This window comes from Mycobacterium sp. IDUB_3 (genome assembly GCF_055419585.1).
In genome coordinates this window covers 3,017,663-3,032,727 of sequence record NZ_JBVAXZ010000001.1, presented here as the reverse complement: position 1 = coordinate 3,032,727, position 15,065 = coordinate 3,017,663, and the positions used below count along the sequence as shown (strand labels likewise).

The window sequence follows — 15,065 nt, the reverse complement described above, 5'->3', positions numbered from 1 at the left end:
GCCGGCCATTCGCGCCGTCGCGCGCGTCCTAGCCGGGCCGGCGGAGCAGTTCGTCCAGCAGGGCGGTGAACTCGTCGGGACGGGCCGGGGTGAACGCGGGAGAGGGGCGCGTGCCCGGCACGTCGAGGGTGATCAGCTTCGACTTGAAGGGCCTGCCGATGTCCAGTGGGAGCCAGCGGCGAAAGTCCGAGCTGCCCCATATCCGGAACCGCTGGGTGAACAGCCCCAGGTCTTCGGCTTTGTAGTCTCGGATCGCGTCGAGTGCAATCACTTTCGACGTGCCCGATGGAAAGTGGTAGCGGCGCAACGTGATCGCCGCACGGTCCAGCTGGACCAGGCCGTCGTCGTAGGAGTCGTTCACGCCCGCGAACTCCGCAGTTGGTGGCCCTTCGCGGTCAGGCAGCGCCCGTCATCGAGGCGCCACTGCCATCCATGCAGGTTGCAGGTCAACGTGTTCCCCTCGACCACACCGAATTTCGACAGATCGGCCTTGAGGTGCGGGCAGCGGCGCTGAATCTCCCAGCCGTCCAGCGTGACCGACGCCGAGTCATCGTGGGTCTCGGCGAACCAGCCGTCGGCGTAGGCGATCCTTTCGTCGGTCAGGCACTTGAAGAACGTGTAGAGGTACTCGTTGTAGCCGCCGACTCGCCAGGCCCTGAACCGGGTCGACAGGAAGATGGTGTTGACCCAGTCCGGCTCACCATCGCGCAGCACGGTGCGGACCAACTCCGGTGCAATCGCGAAGCCGTAGCGAACCTTCTCATCCGGAATGCGTTCCCGCACAGCTCGTTTCGGGAAGTCCAGGATCACCGTCTCAGGTCCGAGCACCAGCTCGACGGGATAGCCGATCCCGTCGCAGATCTCGTCGCTTTGCGACATGATCGGCTCGAACAGGGCGCGCAGCGGTTCCAGCAGCGGCTCCCCGGTGGCCGGCGCCCAGCTGGCCCGCTGCGCGGCGACGACCGGTGCCATCCGTGCGGCGTAATCGGCGATGTAGTCGGCTTTGCCGGTGGTGAAGATGGCCTCGACCTCGTCCGTGGGCAGCGGATGGGTCAGCGAATTCAGGGTGGAGCCGGTGAAGTCGGCGGTCGACCCGGGGATCATCAGCAGCCCGCCGTCGTTGCCGTGTCTGCGCATCTGGTCCAGGAACACCATCTGGTCGGGGAAGATGTTGGCCGGATCCGCGTGGTCGTCGTTGAGATCGCGCAGCTCGGGGTCCAGGAAGCAGGGCGGCCCCGCGGACGGGACCACCCACGTCGCCCCGACCTGGGCGAGGTACTGGCGGGCGCGGTCCATCTGCCGTTGCCGCTTCTGGACGCCGAAGGACTCCTTGGCGCGGGCCGGCATGTCGTAGACCATCGGGTACCAGATGGCGCCCGAGTACTGCAGCATGTGCACGTCGATGTGCCCGAACTCCGACGCCAGCACGTCCAGGTCCACGGGCCGGGCGTCATTCATGTTGAAAACCGTTGTCGCGCCGTCGGAAACCAACAGGGCCGAATCACCGATCGGGCCGTCGGCCGGCGCCCGCAGGGCGATGATCATGACGTCGAGCTCGCCCCTCGGACCGCTGATCCGGTGCTTGACCGAGTTGCTGGTCTCGAAGAACCGGTGAAAACCTAGCTTCTCCAACTCGTTTCGCAGATCGGGCACCGGGAAATCCGGCAGCAACACCACCGCGTCCTTGTTGACGTGCTCGACCAGATTCTTCGCGTCGAAGTGGTCCTTGTGCAGGTGCGACACATAGAGGTAGTCGCAGTCACCCAAGTCGTCCCAGTCCAGCGTGCTGTTGTCCGGGAACGGGAACCACGACGCGAAGTAGGCGGGATTGACCCACGGGTCGCAAAGGATGCTGCCCGCTTGGGTCTGGATCAGAAACCCGGCGTGGCCGACGCTGGTGACCTGCACTGATACCTTCCTGGGGCCGGTGCAAAGGCTGCTGCGGCCCCGGCCGGGGATGACGGCTTTTCAGCCCCCGAGCTTAGCGCGAGCCGACACCATCGGCCTGCCATCGACGTCCCGTGACGGCGCACCCGCACCCGGTCCGTCCACCTGGGATTTCCGGCTGTTAGGGCGGCGCCGGGCCGGGAGCATTAGGCTGAAGTGCTGTGGAACCGGTTTACGGGACTGTCATTCAGCTCGCCCGCCTGGTGTGGCGTGTCCAAGGTCTGAAAATCACCATCACAGGGGTGGAGAACCTACCCAAAACCGGCGGTGCGGTGATTGCGATCAATCACACCGGCTACCTGGACTTCACCTTCGCGGGACTGCCGGCCTACAAGCAGGGCCTGGGCCGCAAGGTGCGGTTCATGGCCAAGCAGGAGGTTTTCGACCACAAGATCACCGGGCCGATCATGCGCAGCCTGCGGCACATTTCGGTGAATCGCCAAGACGGCGCCGCCTCCTTCGAGGCCGCCGTCCGGCACTTGAAGGACGGCGAGTTGGTCGGCGTCTACCCCGAAGCCACGATCAGCCGCAGCTTCGAGATCAAGGAATTCAAATCGGGGGCCGTGCGCATGGCCGTCGAGGCCGGGGTGCCGATCGTTCCGCACATCGTCTGGGGTGCCCAGCGGATCTGGACCAAGGACCACCCGAAGAAGCTGTGGCGACCTAAGGTTCCGATCACGGTGCTGGTTGGCGAACCGATCGAGCCCACACTGGGCGTCGAGGAACTGAAGGGCCTGCTGCATTCGCGCATGCAGCATCTGCTGGAGCGCGCGCAGGAGATCTACGGGCCGCACCCGGCCGGCGAGTTCTGGGTGCCCCACCGGTTGGGCGGAGGCGCTCCGTCGCTGGCGGAAGCGGCCCAGCTGGAGGCCGAGGAGACGGCCGCCCGGGCGGCTCGCCGGGGCCGGTCCGCAGGGGCGTCGGAGTAGTGATCGATGGTGGAGCCGACCTTCCGCGCTTTGGAGCTCCTGGCTCAACTGGCGGTCAAGGCCACCGGCACCAAAATCACCTACCGGGGTGAGGAGCAGGTCCCCGAGCGGGGCGGCGCCGTGGTGGCGATCAACCACACCAGCTATGTCGACTTCCTGCCCGCCGCGCTTGCCGTACATCGCCGGGGACGTCGCCTGAGGTTCATGATCAAAGCCGAGATGCAGCAGGTCAAGCCGGTCAATTTCCTGATCAAGCACACCCGGACCATCCCGGTGGATCGCGGCGCCGGGGCGGATGCCTATGCGGTCGCGGTGCAGCGGTTGCGCGAAGGTGAGCTGGTCGGGGTGTATCCAGAAGCCACGATCAGCCGCAGCTTCGAACTCAAGGAGTTCAAGACCGGCGCGGCCCGGATGGCCATCGAAGCCGACGTCCCGATCGTGCCGGTGATCGTCTGGGGAGCGCAGCGAATCTGGACCAAGGATCACCCGCGGAATGTGGGCCGCGCCAAAATACCCATTACTGTGCAGGTAGGCGCGCCGATACGGGCGCGCGAAGACATCGCGCAGACCGACGCTGCCCTGCGCGACTCGATGACCACCCTGCTGCACCGGGCGCAACAGCACTACCCGGGCGAGCCCGGGGCGTATTGGATGCCGCACCGGCTGGGCGGCGGAGCGCCAACGCCGGCGGACGCCGCCCGCATAGAGGCCACCGAGGCGGCGGCCCGCTCGGCCAAAAGGCCCGAACGCCCGTCGCAGTAGGCGAAGGAGAAGACATGCCCGAGGGGTTCTACCGGTTGGCGGAGTGGATCGTTCCGCCGATGGTCGCGATGCAGGGGACCAAGTTCACCTATCACGGTCTTCAGAACATCCCGTCGCGCGGCGGCGCCCTGCTGGCCCAGAACCACACGAGCTACCTCGACTGGCTCCCGACGCTGATGGCCGTCCGGGAGCGCAAGCGACGCGCATACTTCATGATCAAGGCCGAGATGGCCGACGTGAAGGCCGTCAACTACGTCATCAATCATGCCCGGCTGATCCCGGTGGACCGCAGGTCCGGACACGACGCCCTCGATGTGGCCGTGCAACGCATGCGCGAGGGTGAGCTGATCGGGATGCACCCCGAAGCCACCATCAGCCGCAGTTTCGAACTGCGCGAGTTCAAGACCGGGGCGGCGCGCATGGCGCTGGACGCCCAGGTGCCGATCGTCCCGATCGTGGTGTGGGGCGCGCACCGGATCTGGCCCAAGGACCATCCGAAAAAGGTGTTCCGCAACAAGGTTCCGATCACCGTGGCGGCCGGGCAGCCGTTGCCCCCGCGGGGCACGCCCGAGGAACTCAACCTGCTGTTGCGTTCGGCGATGAACGACCTGCTGTATCGGGTGCAGGAGGAATATCCGCACCCGAAAGACGAATACTGGGTACCGCGGCGGCTGGGCGGCAGCGCGCCCACCCAGGAGGATTCCCGGGCCATCCGGTTGTCGGAGTTGCAGGAGCGGATGCAGAGGTACGGAACCGACGGCGTGACGCGACCCGGCCAGAGCCAGAGCGGGCGGCATTGAGCGGTCCGGCCGGCCGCCGGGGCGGGCGGTTCCGATGACCCTGCCGGCGCTCATCGCCTGCGACGTCGACGGCACCCTGTTCGACGACGACGAAAAGGTCTCTCCGCGCACCCGCGACGCGATCCGCGCCGCGGTGGCGGCCGGTGCGCAGTTCGTGGTGGCGACCGGCCGTCCGCCGCGCTGGATCCGGCCCGTCGTCGATGCGCTGGGTTTCGCGCCAGTCTCGGTGTGCGCCAACGGTGCCGTCATCTATGACGCCGCGACCGACCGGGTGATTTCGACCCGCACGCTGGCCGTCGACACCCTGGCCGAGCTGGCCGAGCTGGCGACCCGCGTCATACCCGGCGCGGGCCTGGCCGTCGAGCGCATCGGCGAAAGCGCCCATGACACGGCGACGCCGCAGTTCGTCAGCTCGCCGGGCTACGAGCATGCCTGGCTGAACCCGGACAACACCGAGGTGTCGATCCAGGATCTGCTCAGCGCCCCGGCCATCAAGCTGCTCATTCGCCGATCCGGAGCCCGCAGCGCCGACATGGCGGCCGAACTGGCCAAGCACGTCGGCATCGAGGGCGACATCACCTACTCCACCAACAACGGCCTGATCGAGATCGTGCCGCTGGGCACCAGCAAGGCTACCGGCATCGACGAGATCGCCCGGCCGCTGGAGATCGCCCCCGAGGAGGTGGTGGCGTTCGGCGACATGCCCAACGACCTGCCGATGCTGCGCTGGGCGGGCCACGGCGTGGCGATGGGCAATGCCCATCCGGACGTGCAGGCCGCCGCCGACGAGGTCACCAGCGCGAACAATGACGACGGGGTGGGCCGGGTGCTGGAACGCTGGTGGCTCTAGCGGGCGATCACGTCGGCGTCGGGTGCGACGGCAGCGAGAAGTGTTCGGCCGGCACCGTTGGGCCGCTTGGGGATTCGGTGGTCAGCGGAACCGTGATCCCGTCCACGACCTCCGAGACGTTGCCGGTCAGCCGCTCGTAGTTCAGCGTGCCGTGCTGAAAGTTCTGCGTAATCTGCAGCGGCTCTTGGATTTCCGCGCTGGTCGGCAGGCCGAGCGGGCCGCGCTCGTAGCTCTCCGAGCCCCAGGCGTCGTAGATGGCGCCGGTGACCGGCTGGGCGCCGGTCTCGGGTGACCAGTACATCGCGCCCCGGGCGAACGTGACGAAGCGGGCGTCGCCCTCCGCGCCGTCCTCCGGGGAGGTCGGCGAGCCGAGCACGCTGCTCATCCCGCCGATCGCCTGCCAGTGGTCATAGATCGCACCGCCCTGCAACGCCTTGAGCAGTTCCTCCGGCGGATCGTTGACATGTGATGCGATATCACGAATTTCGTCCATCAGCGCGTAGGCGGCGTTGCCCGGGCAATCGGTGTTCCCGACGTCACGGTGGGTGAAAATGGTCGGCAGCGTCGCGATGGAGCCGGCCGGAAAGGTGGTGTAGTGGCTGCCCGCCGACTCCAGTTGCACCGTGCCCTTGGGGTCGACGCTGTCCAGCCCGAGCCGCCAGCCGAGCAGCCGGCCCATGGTCCTGAGCTGGATCGGCGTGGGGGGCACGTCGTCGAAGTTGCCGATCATCGCCACACCCCAGGTGTTGCGGTTGAATCCGCCGGTGTGGAAGGCCTCGACCGCCTTGGTGAGTCCGCCTGCGCTGCCCTCGAATACCTGGCCGTACTTGTCGACCAGCGCGTTGTAGGCGATGTCGCACCAGCCCAGCGTCTTGCTGTGGTAGGTGTAGATGGCCTTGACGATGCCGGCCGATTCCAGCGGCGAATAGTCGTTGCTGCCCGCGGTGTGGTGCACGACCGCCGCGCGAATCCCGTTGTCGTACTGCGGGGTACCGCAGCGCAGCGACTCGTCGGCCCCCCATTGCGCGCGGCTGATGATGGGCGGGGCCTGGCCGGGCATCAAGACCCCGGCCGGTGGCGTCCAATGCGTTTCCGCCGGCGCTTGCGGTGGGGAGATGAGGACGGCCGAGATGTTCTGTCCGAAGGGCTGTTCCCTGGATGCCGGCTTGTAGCCCAGGTCGGTCTGCACGCTCGGCGGAGAAGGCGGCGGCTGCGTCACCGCCGCGTCGAGTGGACGGGTGACCGCGATCTGGACAGTCGTGGTGGTGCCGACGAACAGCGGATCGGTGCCGCGCGGTCCTTCGAGGGACCCGGTCAGGGCTGCCCCGTCGGGCGCTGCGGTTTCGTACTCGGTCTGATACCAGGTCCCCCACGAGCCGTCGGGGCGCTTCGCGCGCACGCGGGTGGACGTGCCGGCCAGGTCGCCCGTCAGGGCGACCAGAGAAAACGGGGTGGCCTGACTGATCTCGCGAACCGTGACGCCCGCGCCCAGCCCGACCAGCGGCTGCTCGACGAGTTGGGTGCCGCGCGAGGGCCGCGGGCCTGCGGTGCCGCGATCACGTGTCGTGTCCGCCACCCACGAGACGAGGACGACGGTCGCCGCCATCGCGGTGAGCAGCATCGTTGGCGCACGACTGCGGGACACCAGCTGATGTTACGTGTGATTCTAATGTTATCTATGGGACGACACGAATTGCGCGCCGCTGAATCTGCAGAAAATCGACGGCACCGCAGATGATTCTGCGGTGCCGTCTTGTGGAGGGTTTGTAAAGGACTAGACCGGGGGCAGTGCCGGTACCGCGCCGGCGGCCGCCGGCAACGCACCGGCCGCACCCGCGGCGGCGGGAAGAGCGCCCGCGGCACCCGGGAGGGCACCCGCGGCACCAGGCAGGGCACCTGCGACACCCGGCAGGGCACCCGCGGCGCCGGGCAGGGCACCGGCCGCACCCGGCAGGGCGCCCGCGGCACCGGCGCCGCCGTGCATGCCCTGCGTGATGGCCGGCATGACCAGGCCCTTGAGCAGGTCGATCGCCTGGCCGGCACCCAGCTGGTTGGCGGCTTGCATCACGTCGTTGACCAGACCGCCACTGGCACCACCGGTGCCCGAACCGCCGCCCAGGCCGGTACCGCCGCCGCCGATCGGCGAAGCGTTACCGAAGGTCGACGGGTCGCCCAGGATCGGGTAGGTGCCACCGGCGCCCGGGTCCAACCCGGCCCCGGAGTCGATCGGCACCTCGCTCGGCGACATCGCCGGGCCGCCCAGGCCGGGTGTGACCCCAGCCGGGCTGGTCAGCCCGGGGTTCGACAGCGCCGGATTGAGCCCCGCGCCCGGGGTCGCGACACCGCCACCGGGGGTGGTCGGCAACGCGCCGGGCGCAGTGAGCCCGGGCGTCATGGGCGCCATCCCGGGGCTCGTCAGGCCCGGGCTCGTCAAGCCGGGACTGGTCAAGCCGGGACTGGTCAAGCCGGGACTGGTGAGGCCGGGACTGGTCACGCCCGGATTGGTCAGGCCCGTCGTCCCCAGCCCGGGGGTTCCGAGGCCCGGAGTGCCCAGGCCGGGGCTGGCGAGACCCGGCGAGCCGGTCGCGCCCCCGTTCAATGCGGGTATCGGCGGCATGTTGATCCCGAATTGCGACAGGCCCTGCGACAGCGCGCCCATCAGCTCGCCGGGCAGGTCGCTCATCACCGCGGCCTGCTTGAACTCGTGGTGCTCGGGCGCCTTGTTGCCGGCAGTCGATTCGTAGACAAGGAAGTACGCGCAAGGACTCGCCACTGCCAGGGCGGCAACCGCGCTCATGGCTGTTGAGAGCTTGCGTCGGCGTCGGTTCGGCACGGAAGTCTCCTCTATCTGACTATGTGTTGTGTCGGCGCGTCCCACCGCTTTTGACTGGTGGGATTCACACAAGGTCGATGGTACGAGTGGTGAAGCTGTTACTAGAGTGGTGATATTGAATCGTGAGGCAATTGCGACCCCGACTGTGATCGCGGAGCCCGGGCGCCCCAACGGCCGTCTTCACAGGGTCAACGCCGCTGCATGGCCTCGCCAAATGGGTTAGGGCCACGCGGTCGGATACCCTAAGCAACCGATGACCGCTCGTTTCGATCTTTTCGTCGTCGGCTCTGGATTCTTCGGACTGACCATTGCCGAGCGCGTGGCTACCCAGCTCGGGAAGCGCGTCCTCGTCGTGGACCGCCGACCGCACATCGGTGGCAACGCCTACTCAGAAGCCGAGCCGCACACCGGCATCGAGGTGCACAAGTACGGTGCCCACCTGTTCCACACCTCCAACAAGAGGGTCTGGGACTACGTGCGGCAGTTCACCGACTTCACCGACTACCGGCACCGCGTCTTCGCCATGCACAACGGGCAGGCCTACCAGTTCCCGATGGGCCTGGGCCTGGTGTCGCAGTTCTTCGGCAAGTACTTCACCCCGGACGAAGCCCGCAAGCTCATCGCCGAGCAGGCCGCCGAGATCGACACGGCCGACGCGCAGAACCTCGAGGAGAAGGCGATCTCGCTGATAGGGCGGCCGCTCTACGAGGCCTTCGTCAAGGGATACACGGCCAAGCAGTGGCAGACCGACCCCAAGGAACTGCCGGCCGCCAACATCACCCGGCTGCCGGTGCGCTACACCTTCGACAACCGCTACTTCAGCGACACCTACGAGGGCCTGCCCGTCGACGGCTACACCGCCTGGCTGCGCAACATGGCCGCCGACGATCGCATCGAGGTCAGGCTGGACACGGACTGGTTCGACGTGCGCGACCAACTGCGGGCGGGCAGCCCCGACGCGCCCGTCGTCTACACCGGGCCGCTCGACCGCTACTTCGACTACGCCGAGGGCCGGCTGGGCTGGCGCACCCTCGATTTCGAGCTGGAAGTGCTGCCCATCGGGGACTTTCAGGGCACTCCGGTGATGAACTACAACGACCCCGACGTGCCCTACACCCGCATCCACGAGTTCCGTCACTTCCACACCGAGCGCGACTATCCCGCCGACAAGACCGTGATCATGCGGGAGTACTCGCGCTTCGCCGAGGACGACGACGAGCCCTACTATCCGATCAACACGGAAGCCGACCGCGCCCTGCTGGCCGCCTATCGAGCCAGGGCGAAGTCCGAGACCGCGTCGTCGAAGGTACTGTTCGGCGGCCGGCTGGGTACCTACCAATACCTGGATATGCACATGGCCATCGCCAGCGCCCTGAACATGTACGACAACGTGCTCGCGCCGCACCTGCGGGACGGCGCATCCCTGTCAGAAGCCCAGAACAAAGAGGAAGGCGCGCGTAAGTGACTGCCGTGAGCCTGCTGTCCCGGATCATCCTGCCGCGTCCCGGCGAGCCGCTCGACGTGCGCAAGCTGTATCTCGAGGAGTCGACGACCAACGCCCGGCGTGCCCACGCCACCAGCCGCACGTCGCTGGAGATCGGCAAAGAGTCCGAGGTGTCGTTCGCGACCTACTTCAACGCCTTCCCGGCCAGCTACTGGCGCCGCTGGTCCATCTGTCAGTCGGTGGCGCTGCGGGTCGAGCTGACCGGAACCGGGCGCGTCGACGTGTACCGGACCAAGGCCACCGGGGTGCGAATCTCGGTGGAGGGCCGCCAATTCGTCGGCACCGACGAGCAGCCGGCCGTCGTCGAGATCGAGGTACCGCTCAAGCCGTTCGAGGACGGCGGCTGGATCTGGTTCGACATCACCACCGACACCGCGGTCAACCTCATCAGCGGCGGCTGGTACGCCACCGAGCCCGCGCCGGGCACGGCCAACATCGCCGTCGGCATCCCCACGTTCAACCGCCCCGCCGACTGCGTCAACGCGCTCGCCGACCTCACCGCGGATCCGTTGGTGGACAAGGTGATCGGTGCGGTCATCGTGCCGGACCAGGGCGTGCGCAAGGTGCGCGACCACCCGGACTTCGCGGCTGCGGCCGCGGGATTGGGCAGCCGGCTGTCCATCCACGACCAGCCCAACCTCGGTGGCTCCGGTGGCTACAGCCGGGTGATGTACGAAGCGCTGAAAAACACCGACTGCCAACAGATCCTGTTCATGGACGACGACATCCGCATCGAGCCGGACACGATCCTGCGGGTGCTCGCGCTCAACCGCTTCGCCAAGAAGCCGACGCTCATCGGCGGGCAGATGCTCAACCTGCAGGAGCCGTCGCACCTGCACATCATGGGCGAGGTCGTCAACCAGGCGAACTTCATGTGGACCGCCGCGCCGCACGCCGAGTACGACCACAACTTCGCCGAGTTTCCGTTGAACGACAAGAGCGATCGCAGCGCACTGCTGCACCGGCGCATCGACGTCGACTTCAACGGCTGGTGGACGTGCATGATCCCGCGGCAGGTCGCCGAGGAACTGGGCCAACCGCTGCCGCTGTTCATCAAATGGGACGACGCCGAATACGGCCTGCGCGCCGGCGAGCACGGCTATCCGACGGTCACACTGCCCGGCGCCGCGATCTGGCACATGGCCTGGAGCGACAAGGACGACGCCATCGACTGGCAGGCGTACTTCCACCTGCGCAACCGGTTGGTGGTGGCAGCACTGCACTGGGACGGCGACATCACCGGCCTGGTCCGCAGCCACCTCAAGGCGACACTGAAACACCTTGCCTGCCTTGAGTATTCGACGGTCGCGATTCAGAACCGGGCCATCGACGACTTCCTCGCCGGGCCGGAGCACATCTTCTCGATCCTGGAATCCGGTCTGCCGGAAGTGCATCGGCTGCGCAAGGAATACCCGGACGCCGTCGTGCTGCCGGCGGCCAGCGAGCTGCCGGCGCCACGGAACAAGACCAAGGCGATGAAGCCGCCGGTGAACCCGGTGTCGATCAGCTACCGGCTGGCCCGCGGCATCCTGCACAACATGACCAAGGCCGACACCGAATCCCACACCCGGCCCGAGTTCAACGTGCCGACCCAGGATGCGCGCTGGTTCCGGCTGTGCACTGTCGACGGCGTGACGGTCACCACGGCCGACGGTTGCGGCGTGGTCTACCGGCAGCGGGATCGGCGAAAGATGTTCTCGCTGTTGTTCGCATCGGTGCGCCGTCAGCGCCGGCTGCTCAGCCGGTTCGACGAGATGCGCCGGGTGTATCGCGACGCGCTGCCCGTGTTGTCCAGCAAGCAGAAGTGGGAGACGGCGTTGCTGCCCGCTGCAGAACATGCATGAGGCCGCCGCTGCAGAGGCGCCCCGCGGCGAGGTGGCCGCGCTGGTCGCCGTCCAGGCGGCGCTGAGTGATCGCCCTGGGGCGCTGCCGGTGGCGCGCGCGCTGTCGCACTTCGGCGAGCACAGCATCGGCTGGGTGGCCGTCGCCACGCTCGGAGCGGTGCTGTCCCCGAAGCGGCGCTGGGACTGGCTGGTGGCCGGGGCCGGGGCGTTCGCCGCACACGCCACGGCCGTCATCGTCAAGCGGATCGTGCGCCGCGAGCGGCCGCATGATCCCGCCGTCGCGGTCAACGTCGGCACCCCCAGCCAACTGAGTTTCCCGTCGGCACATGCCACTTCGACCACCGCCGCGGCGATTCTGATGGGCCGGACCACGGGTCTGCCGCTACCCGCGGTCCTGGTGCCCCCGATGGCGTTGTCGCGGATGCTGCTGGGCGTGCACTACCCCAGCGATGTGGCGTTCGGCATCGCCCTGGGTGCCGTCGTCGCGGCGATCGCGCGCCGTGCACGAGAGGTGTGGCTGGATGAGTGAGGACGTCGTGACCCGGCCGCCGGGCAACCTGATCACAGGGGTGGTCAAGGCGATCCGGCCCCGGCAGTGGGTGAAGAATGTACTGGTGCTGGCCGCGCCGGTGGCCGGGCTGGGCAGCGGCATTCGGTATGACTACGCGCAGATGCTCACCCAGGTGGGTTTGGCGTTCGTGGTGTTCAGCCTGGCGGCCTCGTCGGTGTATCTGGTCAACGATGTCCGCGACGTCGAGGCCGATCGCGAACACCCCACCAAGAGGTTCCGCCCGATCGCGGCGGGCGTGGTGCCCGAGTGGCTGGCCTACTTCCTGGCGGTGCTGCTGGGTGCGGCATCGCTGGGCATCGCGTGGGTGGTGACGCCGAACCTGGCGCTGGTGATTGCCATCTACCTCGCCATGCAGCTGGCGTACTGCTTCGGCCTCAAACACCAAGCGGTGCTTGACATCTGCATCGTGTCGTCGGCGTATCTGCTGCGCGCCATCGCCGGCGGTGTGGCCACCGAAATCCCGCTGTCCCAGTGGTTCCTGTTGTCGGCCGCGTTCGCGTCGCTGTTCATGGTGGCGGGCAAGCGCTACGCCGAGCTGCAGGTCGCCGAGCGCACCGGCGCCAAGATCCGCAAATCGCTCGAGAGCTACACCAGCACATATCTGCGTTTCGTCTGGACGATGTCGGCGACGGCGGTGGTGATTTGCTACGGCCTGTGGGCGTTCGAGCGCGACCACCACTCGGGGTCGTGGTACGCGGTGTCGCTGGTGCCGTTCACCATCGCGATCCTGCGCTACGCGGTCGACGTGGACGGCGGGCTGGCCGGCGAACCCGAAGACATCGCGCTGCGGGACCGGGTGCTGCAGCTGCTGTTCCTGGCGTGGATCGCGACAATCGGAGCCGCCGTTGCCTTCGGTTAGCCCCGAACTGCAGGCTCTCAAAGCGCGCATGATGCGCAGCCGGCCGATGATCAGGCGGCCCGGCTGGCCGGTGTTTCCGTACACCACGATGGTGCGGGTCAGCCTCTGGATCAGCGTGGCGTTGGTCGCCATCCTGTTCGGCTGGGGGAGTTGGCAGCGGCGGTGGATCGCCGACGACGGGCTGATCGTGCTGCGCACCGTGCGCAACCTGCTCGCCGGCAACGGACCGGTGTTCAACCAGGGCGAACGGGTGGAGGCCAACACCTCCACGGCCTGGACCTACCTGATGTATGTCGGCAGCTGGGTCGGCGGCCCCCTGCGCATGGAGTACGTGGCGCTCGCGCTCGCGCTGGTGCTCTCGGTGGTGGGGGTGGCGCTACTGATGCTGGGCGCCGCGCGGCTGTACGCCCCGAGCTTGCGAGGCCGCAGGGCCATCATGTTGCCCGCCGGCGCCCTGATCTACATCGCGCTGCCGCCGGCACGGGACTTCGCCACCTCCGGGCTGGAAAGCGGGTTGGCGCTGGCCTATCTCGGGCTGCTGTGGTGGATGATGGTCTGCTGGGCGCAGCCGGTGCGCAACCGCACCGATAACAATGTGTTCGCCGGCCTGCTGGCGTTCGTCGCCGGGTTCAGTGTGCTAGTCCGGCCGGAGCTGGCGCTCATGGGCGGGCTGGCGCTGATCATGATGCTGGTCGCGGCCCGCACCTGGCGTCGTCGGGTGCTGATCGTGGTGGCCGGGGGTCTCCTGCCGGTCGCCTACGAGATCTTCCGGATGGGCTACTACGGCCTGCTGGTACCGGGCACCGCCCTGGCCAAGGACGCGGCCGGGGACAAGTGGTCCCAGGGCATGATCTACCTCTCCAACTTCGACGGGCCGTATGCGGTGTGGATCCCGCTGGTGCTCCTGGTGCCGCTGGGAGTGCTGCTGTTCGTGGCCCGCCGCCGGCCGTCGTTCCTGCGCCCCGCGCTGGCGCCCAACTACGGGCGGGTGGCCCGCGCCGTGCACAGCCCGCCGGCGGTGGTGGCGTGGGTGCTGATCAGCGGGCTGTTGCAGGCGCTCTACTGGGTGCGGCAAGGCGGCGACTTCATGCACGCCCGGGTGCTGCTGGCCCCGCTGTTCTGCCTGCTGGCTCCGGTCGCCGTCATCCCGATCGCCATCCCCGACGGCCAGGACTATTCGCGGGAGACGGGTAACTGGGTCGCCGGCGCGGCCGGGGCGTTGTGGCTGGGGTTGGCAGGGTGGGCACTCTGGGCGGCGAATTCAGCCGGGATGGGCGACGACGCCACCCACGTCACCTACTCCGGAATCGTCGACGAACGCCGCTTCTACTCCCAGGCCACCGGCAACGCGCATCCGCTGACCGCCGCGGACTACCTGGGCTACCCGCGGATGGCGGCCATCCTGACCGCCCTCAACAACACCCCCGGAGGCGCGCTGCTGCTGCCGTCGGGCAATTACATCCAGTGGGACCTGGTGCCGCAGGCCCAGCCGGCGCCGGGGGACAAGGCCGCGCAAAAACCCCAGCATGCAGTGTTTTTCACCAACCTCGGCATGGTCGGCATGAACGTCGGGCTCGATGTCCGGGTGATCGATCAGATCGGTTTGGCGAATCCGCTTGCGCAACACACCGAACGGCTCAAACACGGCCGCATCGGGCACGACAAGAACCTCTTTCCGGACTGGGTGATCGCCGACGGCCCCTGGGTGAAGGTGCCCCCCGGAATACCCGGCTATCTCGATGCGCAGTGGGTCGCGGAGGCCGTCGCGGCGCTGCAATGCCCCGAGACGAAGGCGGTGCTCAGCTCGGTGCGCGCGCCGATGACCCCGCACCGATTTTTGTCCAACCTGGTGAATTCCTTCCAGTTCACTGGGTACCGGATCGACCGGGTGCCGCGCTACGAGCTGGCCCGGTGTGGGCTGCCGATGCCCCCGGAGGCACCGCCCCCACCGCGCGAGTAAGCGTCGCGCAGAAGAAATTTCGGCAAATGCCGAACAAATCACAGCGCGTGGGTCACGAAAAAATGGCAGCAACATCACATTTGGCCTCTCACCAGCTTGCAATGACCGGCAGGCACACCTGAAAACGGCGCCTTTTAGACACATGTTTGAATTGAAATGCGCTGGGTAGGAGGGTCGCTCGCCTGTTGGCCACCGTGCCTCGATGC

General features: G+C 67.6%; 13 protein-coding genes. 9 read left to right on the top strand and 4 right to left on the bottom strand.

Features of this window, described 5'->3' with window-relative positions; all coding sequences use genetic code 11:
* Positions 1-28: 28 nt before the first annotated feature.
* Together ACZYVJ_RS13965 and ACZYVJ_RS13960 are read right to left on the bottom strand one after the other, a co-directional pair.
* Positions 29-361: a hypothetical protein gene (locus ACZYVJ_RS13965; protein WP_463831538.1), complete on the bottom strand. Its 333-nt coding sequence runs from the start codon at positions 359-361 to the stop codon at positions 29-31.
* The gene (locus tag ACZYVJ_RS13960; protein ID WP_463831537.1) at positions 358-1,908 is read right to left on the bottom strand and encodes a Rieske 2Fe-2S domain-containing protein; all 1,551 of its coding nucleotides are present in this window, start codon (positions 1,906-1,908) and stop codon (positions 358-360) included. The genes ACZYVJ_RS13965 and ACZYVJ_RS13960 overlap by 4 nt, the downstream gene beginning before the upstream one ends.
* 200 nt (positions 1,909-2,108) lie before the next feature.
* Between ACZYVJ_RS13960 and ACZYVJ_RS13955 the strand changes: the two genes are divergently transcribed.
* From ACZYVJ_RS13955 to ACZYVJ_RS13940, 4 genes are read left to right on the top strand one after another with little or no spacing between them, the layout of a single operon-like run.
* Positions 2,109-2,876 (top strand): lysophospholipid acyltransferase family protein, encoded by a 768-nt coding sequence (locus tag ACZYVJ_RS13955; protein ID WP_463831536.1) that lies wholly within the window; start codon positions 2,109-2,111, stop codon positions 2,874-2,876.
* Between the two features lie 6 nt (positions 2,877-2,882).
* Positions 2,883-3,638 (top strand): lysophospholipid acyltransferase family protein, encoded by a 756-nt coding sequence (locus ACZYVJ_RS13950; protein ID WP_463831534.1) that lies wholly within the window; start codon positions 2,883-2,885, stop codon positions 3,636-3,638.
* A 14-nt stretch (positions 3,639-3,652) separates the two neighbouring features.
* Positions 3,653-4,438, top strand: a complete 786-nt coding sequence (locus ACZYVJ_RS13945) for a lysophospholipid acyltransferase family protein (protein ID WP_463831533.1) — start codon at positions 3,653-3,655, stop codon at positions 4,436-4,438.
* A gap of 34 nt (positions 4,439-4,472) precedes the next feature.
* Positions 4,473-5,288 carry an HAD family hydrolase gene (locus tag ACZYVJ_RS13940; RefSeq protein WP_463831531.1) on the top strand — a complete coding sequence of 272 codons (816 nt, stop codon included), beginning with the start codon at positions 4,473-4,475 and terminating at the stop codon, positions 5,286-5,288.
* A gap of 7 nt (positions 5,289-5,295) precedes the next feature.
* Here ACZYVJ_RS13940 and ACZYVJ_RS13935 read toward each other — a convergent pair whose 3' ends face one another.
* On the bottom strand, positions 5,296-6,933 hold the full coding sequence (locus tag ACZYVJ_RS13935) for an N-acetylmuramoyl-L-alanine amidase (RefSeq protein WP_463831530.1): 1,638 nt from the start codon (positions 6,931-6,933) through the stop codon (positions 5,296-5,298).
* Between the two features lie 129 nt (positions 6,934-7,062).
* On the bottom strand, positions 7,063-8,121 hold the full coding sequence (locus tag ACZYVJ_RS13930; RefSeq protein ID WP_463831529.1) for a PirG: 1,059 nt from the start codon (positions 8,119-8,121) through the stop codon (positions 7,063-7,065).
* Between the two features lie 253 nt (positions 8,122-8,374).
* Here ACZYVJ_RS13930 and glf point away from each other — a divergent pair, with 253 nt between their 5' ends.
* Genes glf through aftB form a run of 5 tightly spaced genes read left to right on the top strand, consistent with a single transcriptional unit; the run spans position 8,375 to position 14,859 of the window.
* Positions 8,375-9,586 (top strand): UDP-galactopyranose mutase, encoded by a 1,212-nt coding sequence (glf, locus tag ACZYVJ_RS13925; protein ID WP_463831528.1) that lies wholly within the window; start codon positions 8,375-8,377, stop codon positions 9,584-9,586.
* Positions 9,583-11,469, top strand: coding sequence for a glycosyltransferase (locus tag ACZYVJ_RS13920; protein ID WP_463831527.1), 1,887 nt, complete (start codon positions 9,583-9,585; stop codon positions 11,467-11,469). Before glf ends, ACZYVJ_RS13920 begins: the two co-directional genes overlap by 4 nt.
* The gene (locus tag ACZYVJ_RS13915) at positions 11,462-11,998 is read left to right on the top strand and encodes a phosphatase PAP2 family protein (RefSeq protein ID WP_463831526.1); all 537 of its coding nucleotides are present in this window, start codon (positions 11,462-11,464) and stop codon (positions 11,996-11,998) included. The genes ACZYVJ_RS13920 and ACZYVJ_RS13915 overlap by 8 nt, the downstream gene beginning before the upstream one ends.
* Positions 11,991-12,899: a decaprenyl-phosphate phosphoribosyltransferase gene (locus tag ACZYVJ_RS13910; RefSeq protein ID WP_463831525.1), complete on the top strand. Its 909-nt coding sequence runs from the start codon at positions 11,991-11,993 to the stop codon at positions 12,897-12,899. Before ACZYVJ_RS13915 ends, ACZYVJ_RS13910 begins: the two co-directional genes overlap by 8 nt.
* The gene (gene aftB, locus ACZYVJ_RS13905) at positions 12,886-14,859 is read left to right on the top strand and encodes a terminal beta-(1->2)-arabinofuranosyltransferase (RefSeq protein ID WP_463831524.1); all 1,974 of its coding nucleotides are present in this window, start codon (positions 12,886-12,888) and stop codon (positions 14,857-14,859) included. The genes ACZYVJ_RS13910 and aftB overlap by 14 nt, the downstream gene beginning before the upstream one ends.
* The last annotated feature ends 206 nt before the right edge of the window (positions 14,860-15,065 follow it).

What these genes read in the sequence shown, in the direction of transcription:
- ACZYVJ_RS13950 (WP_463831534.1), top strand. Translation starts at nt 2,883, where the DNA reads ATGGTGGAGCCGACCTTCCGCGCTTTGGAGCTCCTGGCTCAACTGGCG.
- ACZYVJ_RS13945 (WP_463831533.1), top strand. Translation starts at nt 3,653, where the DNA reads ATGCCCGAGGGGTTCTACCGGTTGGCGGAGTGGATCGTTCCGCCGATG.
- ACZYVJ_RS13940 (WP_463831531.1), top strand. Translation starts at nt 4,473, where the DNA reads ATGACCCTGCCGGCGCTCATCGCCTGCGACGTCGACGGCACCCTGTTC.
- glf (WP_463831528.1), top strand. Translation starts at nt 8,375, where the DNA reads ATGACCGCTCGTTTCGATCTTTTCGTCGTCGGCTCTGGATTCTTCGGA.
- ACZYVJ_RS13915 (WP_463831526.1), top strand. Translation starts at nt 11,462, where the DNA reads ATGCATGAGGCCGCCGCTGCAGAGGCGCCCCGCGGCGAGGTGGCCGCG.
- ACZYVJ_RS13910 (WP_463831525.1), top strand. Translation starts at nt 11,991, where the DNA reads ATGAGTGAGGACGTCGTGACCCGGCCGCCGGGCAACCTGATCACAGGG.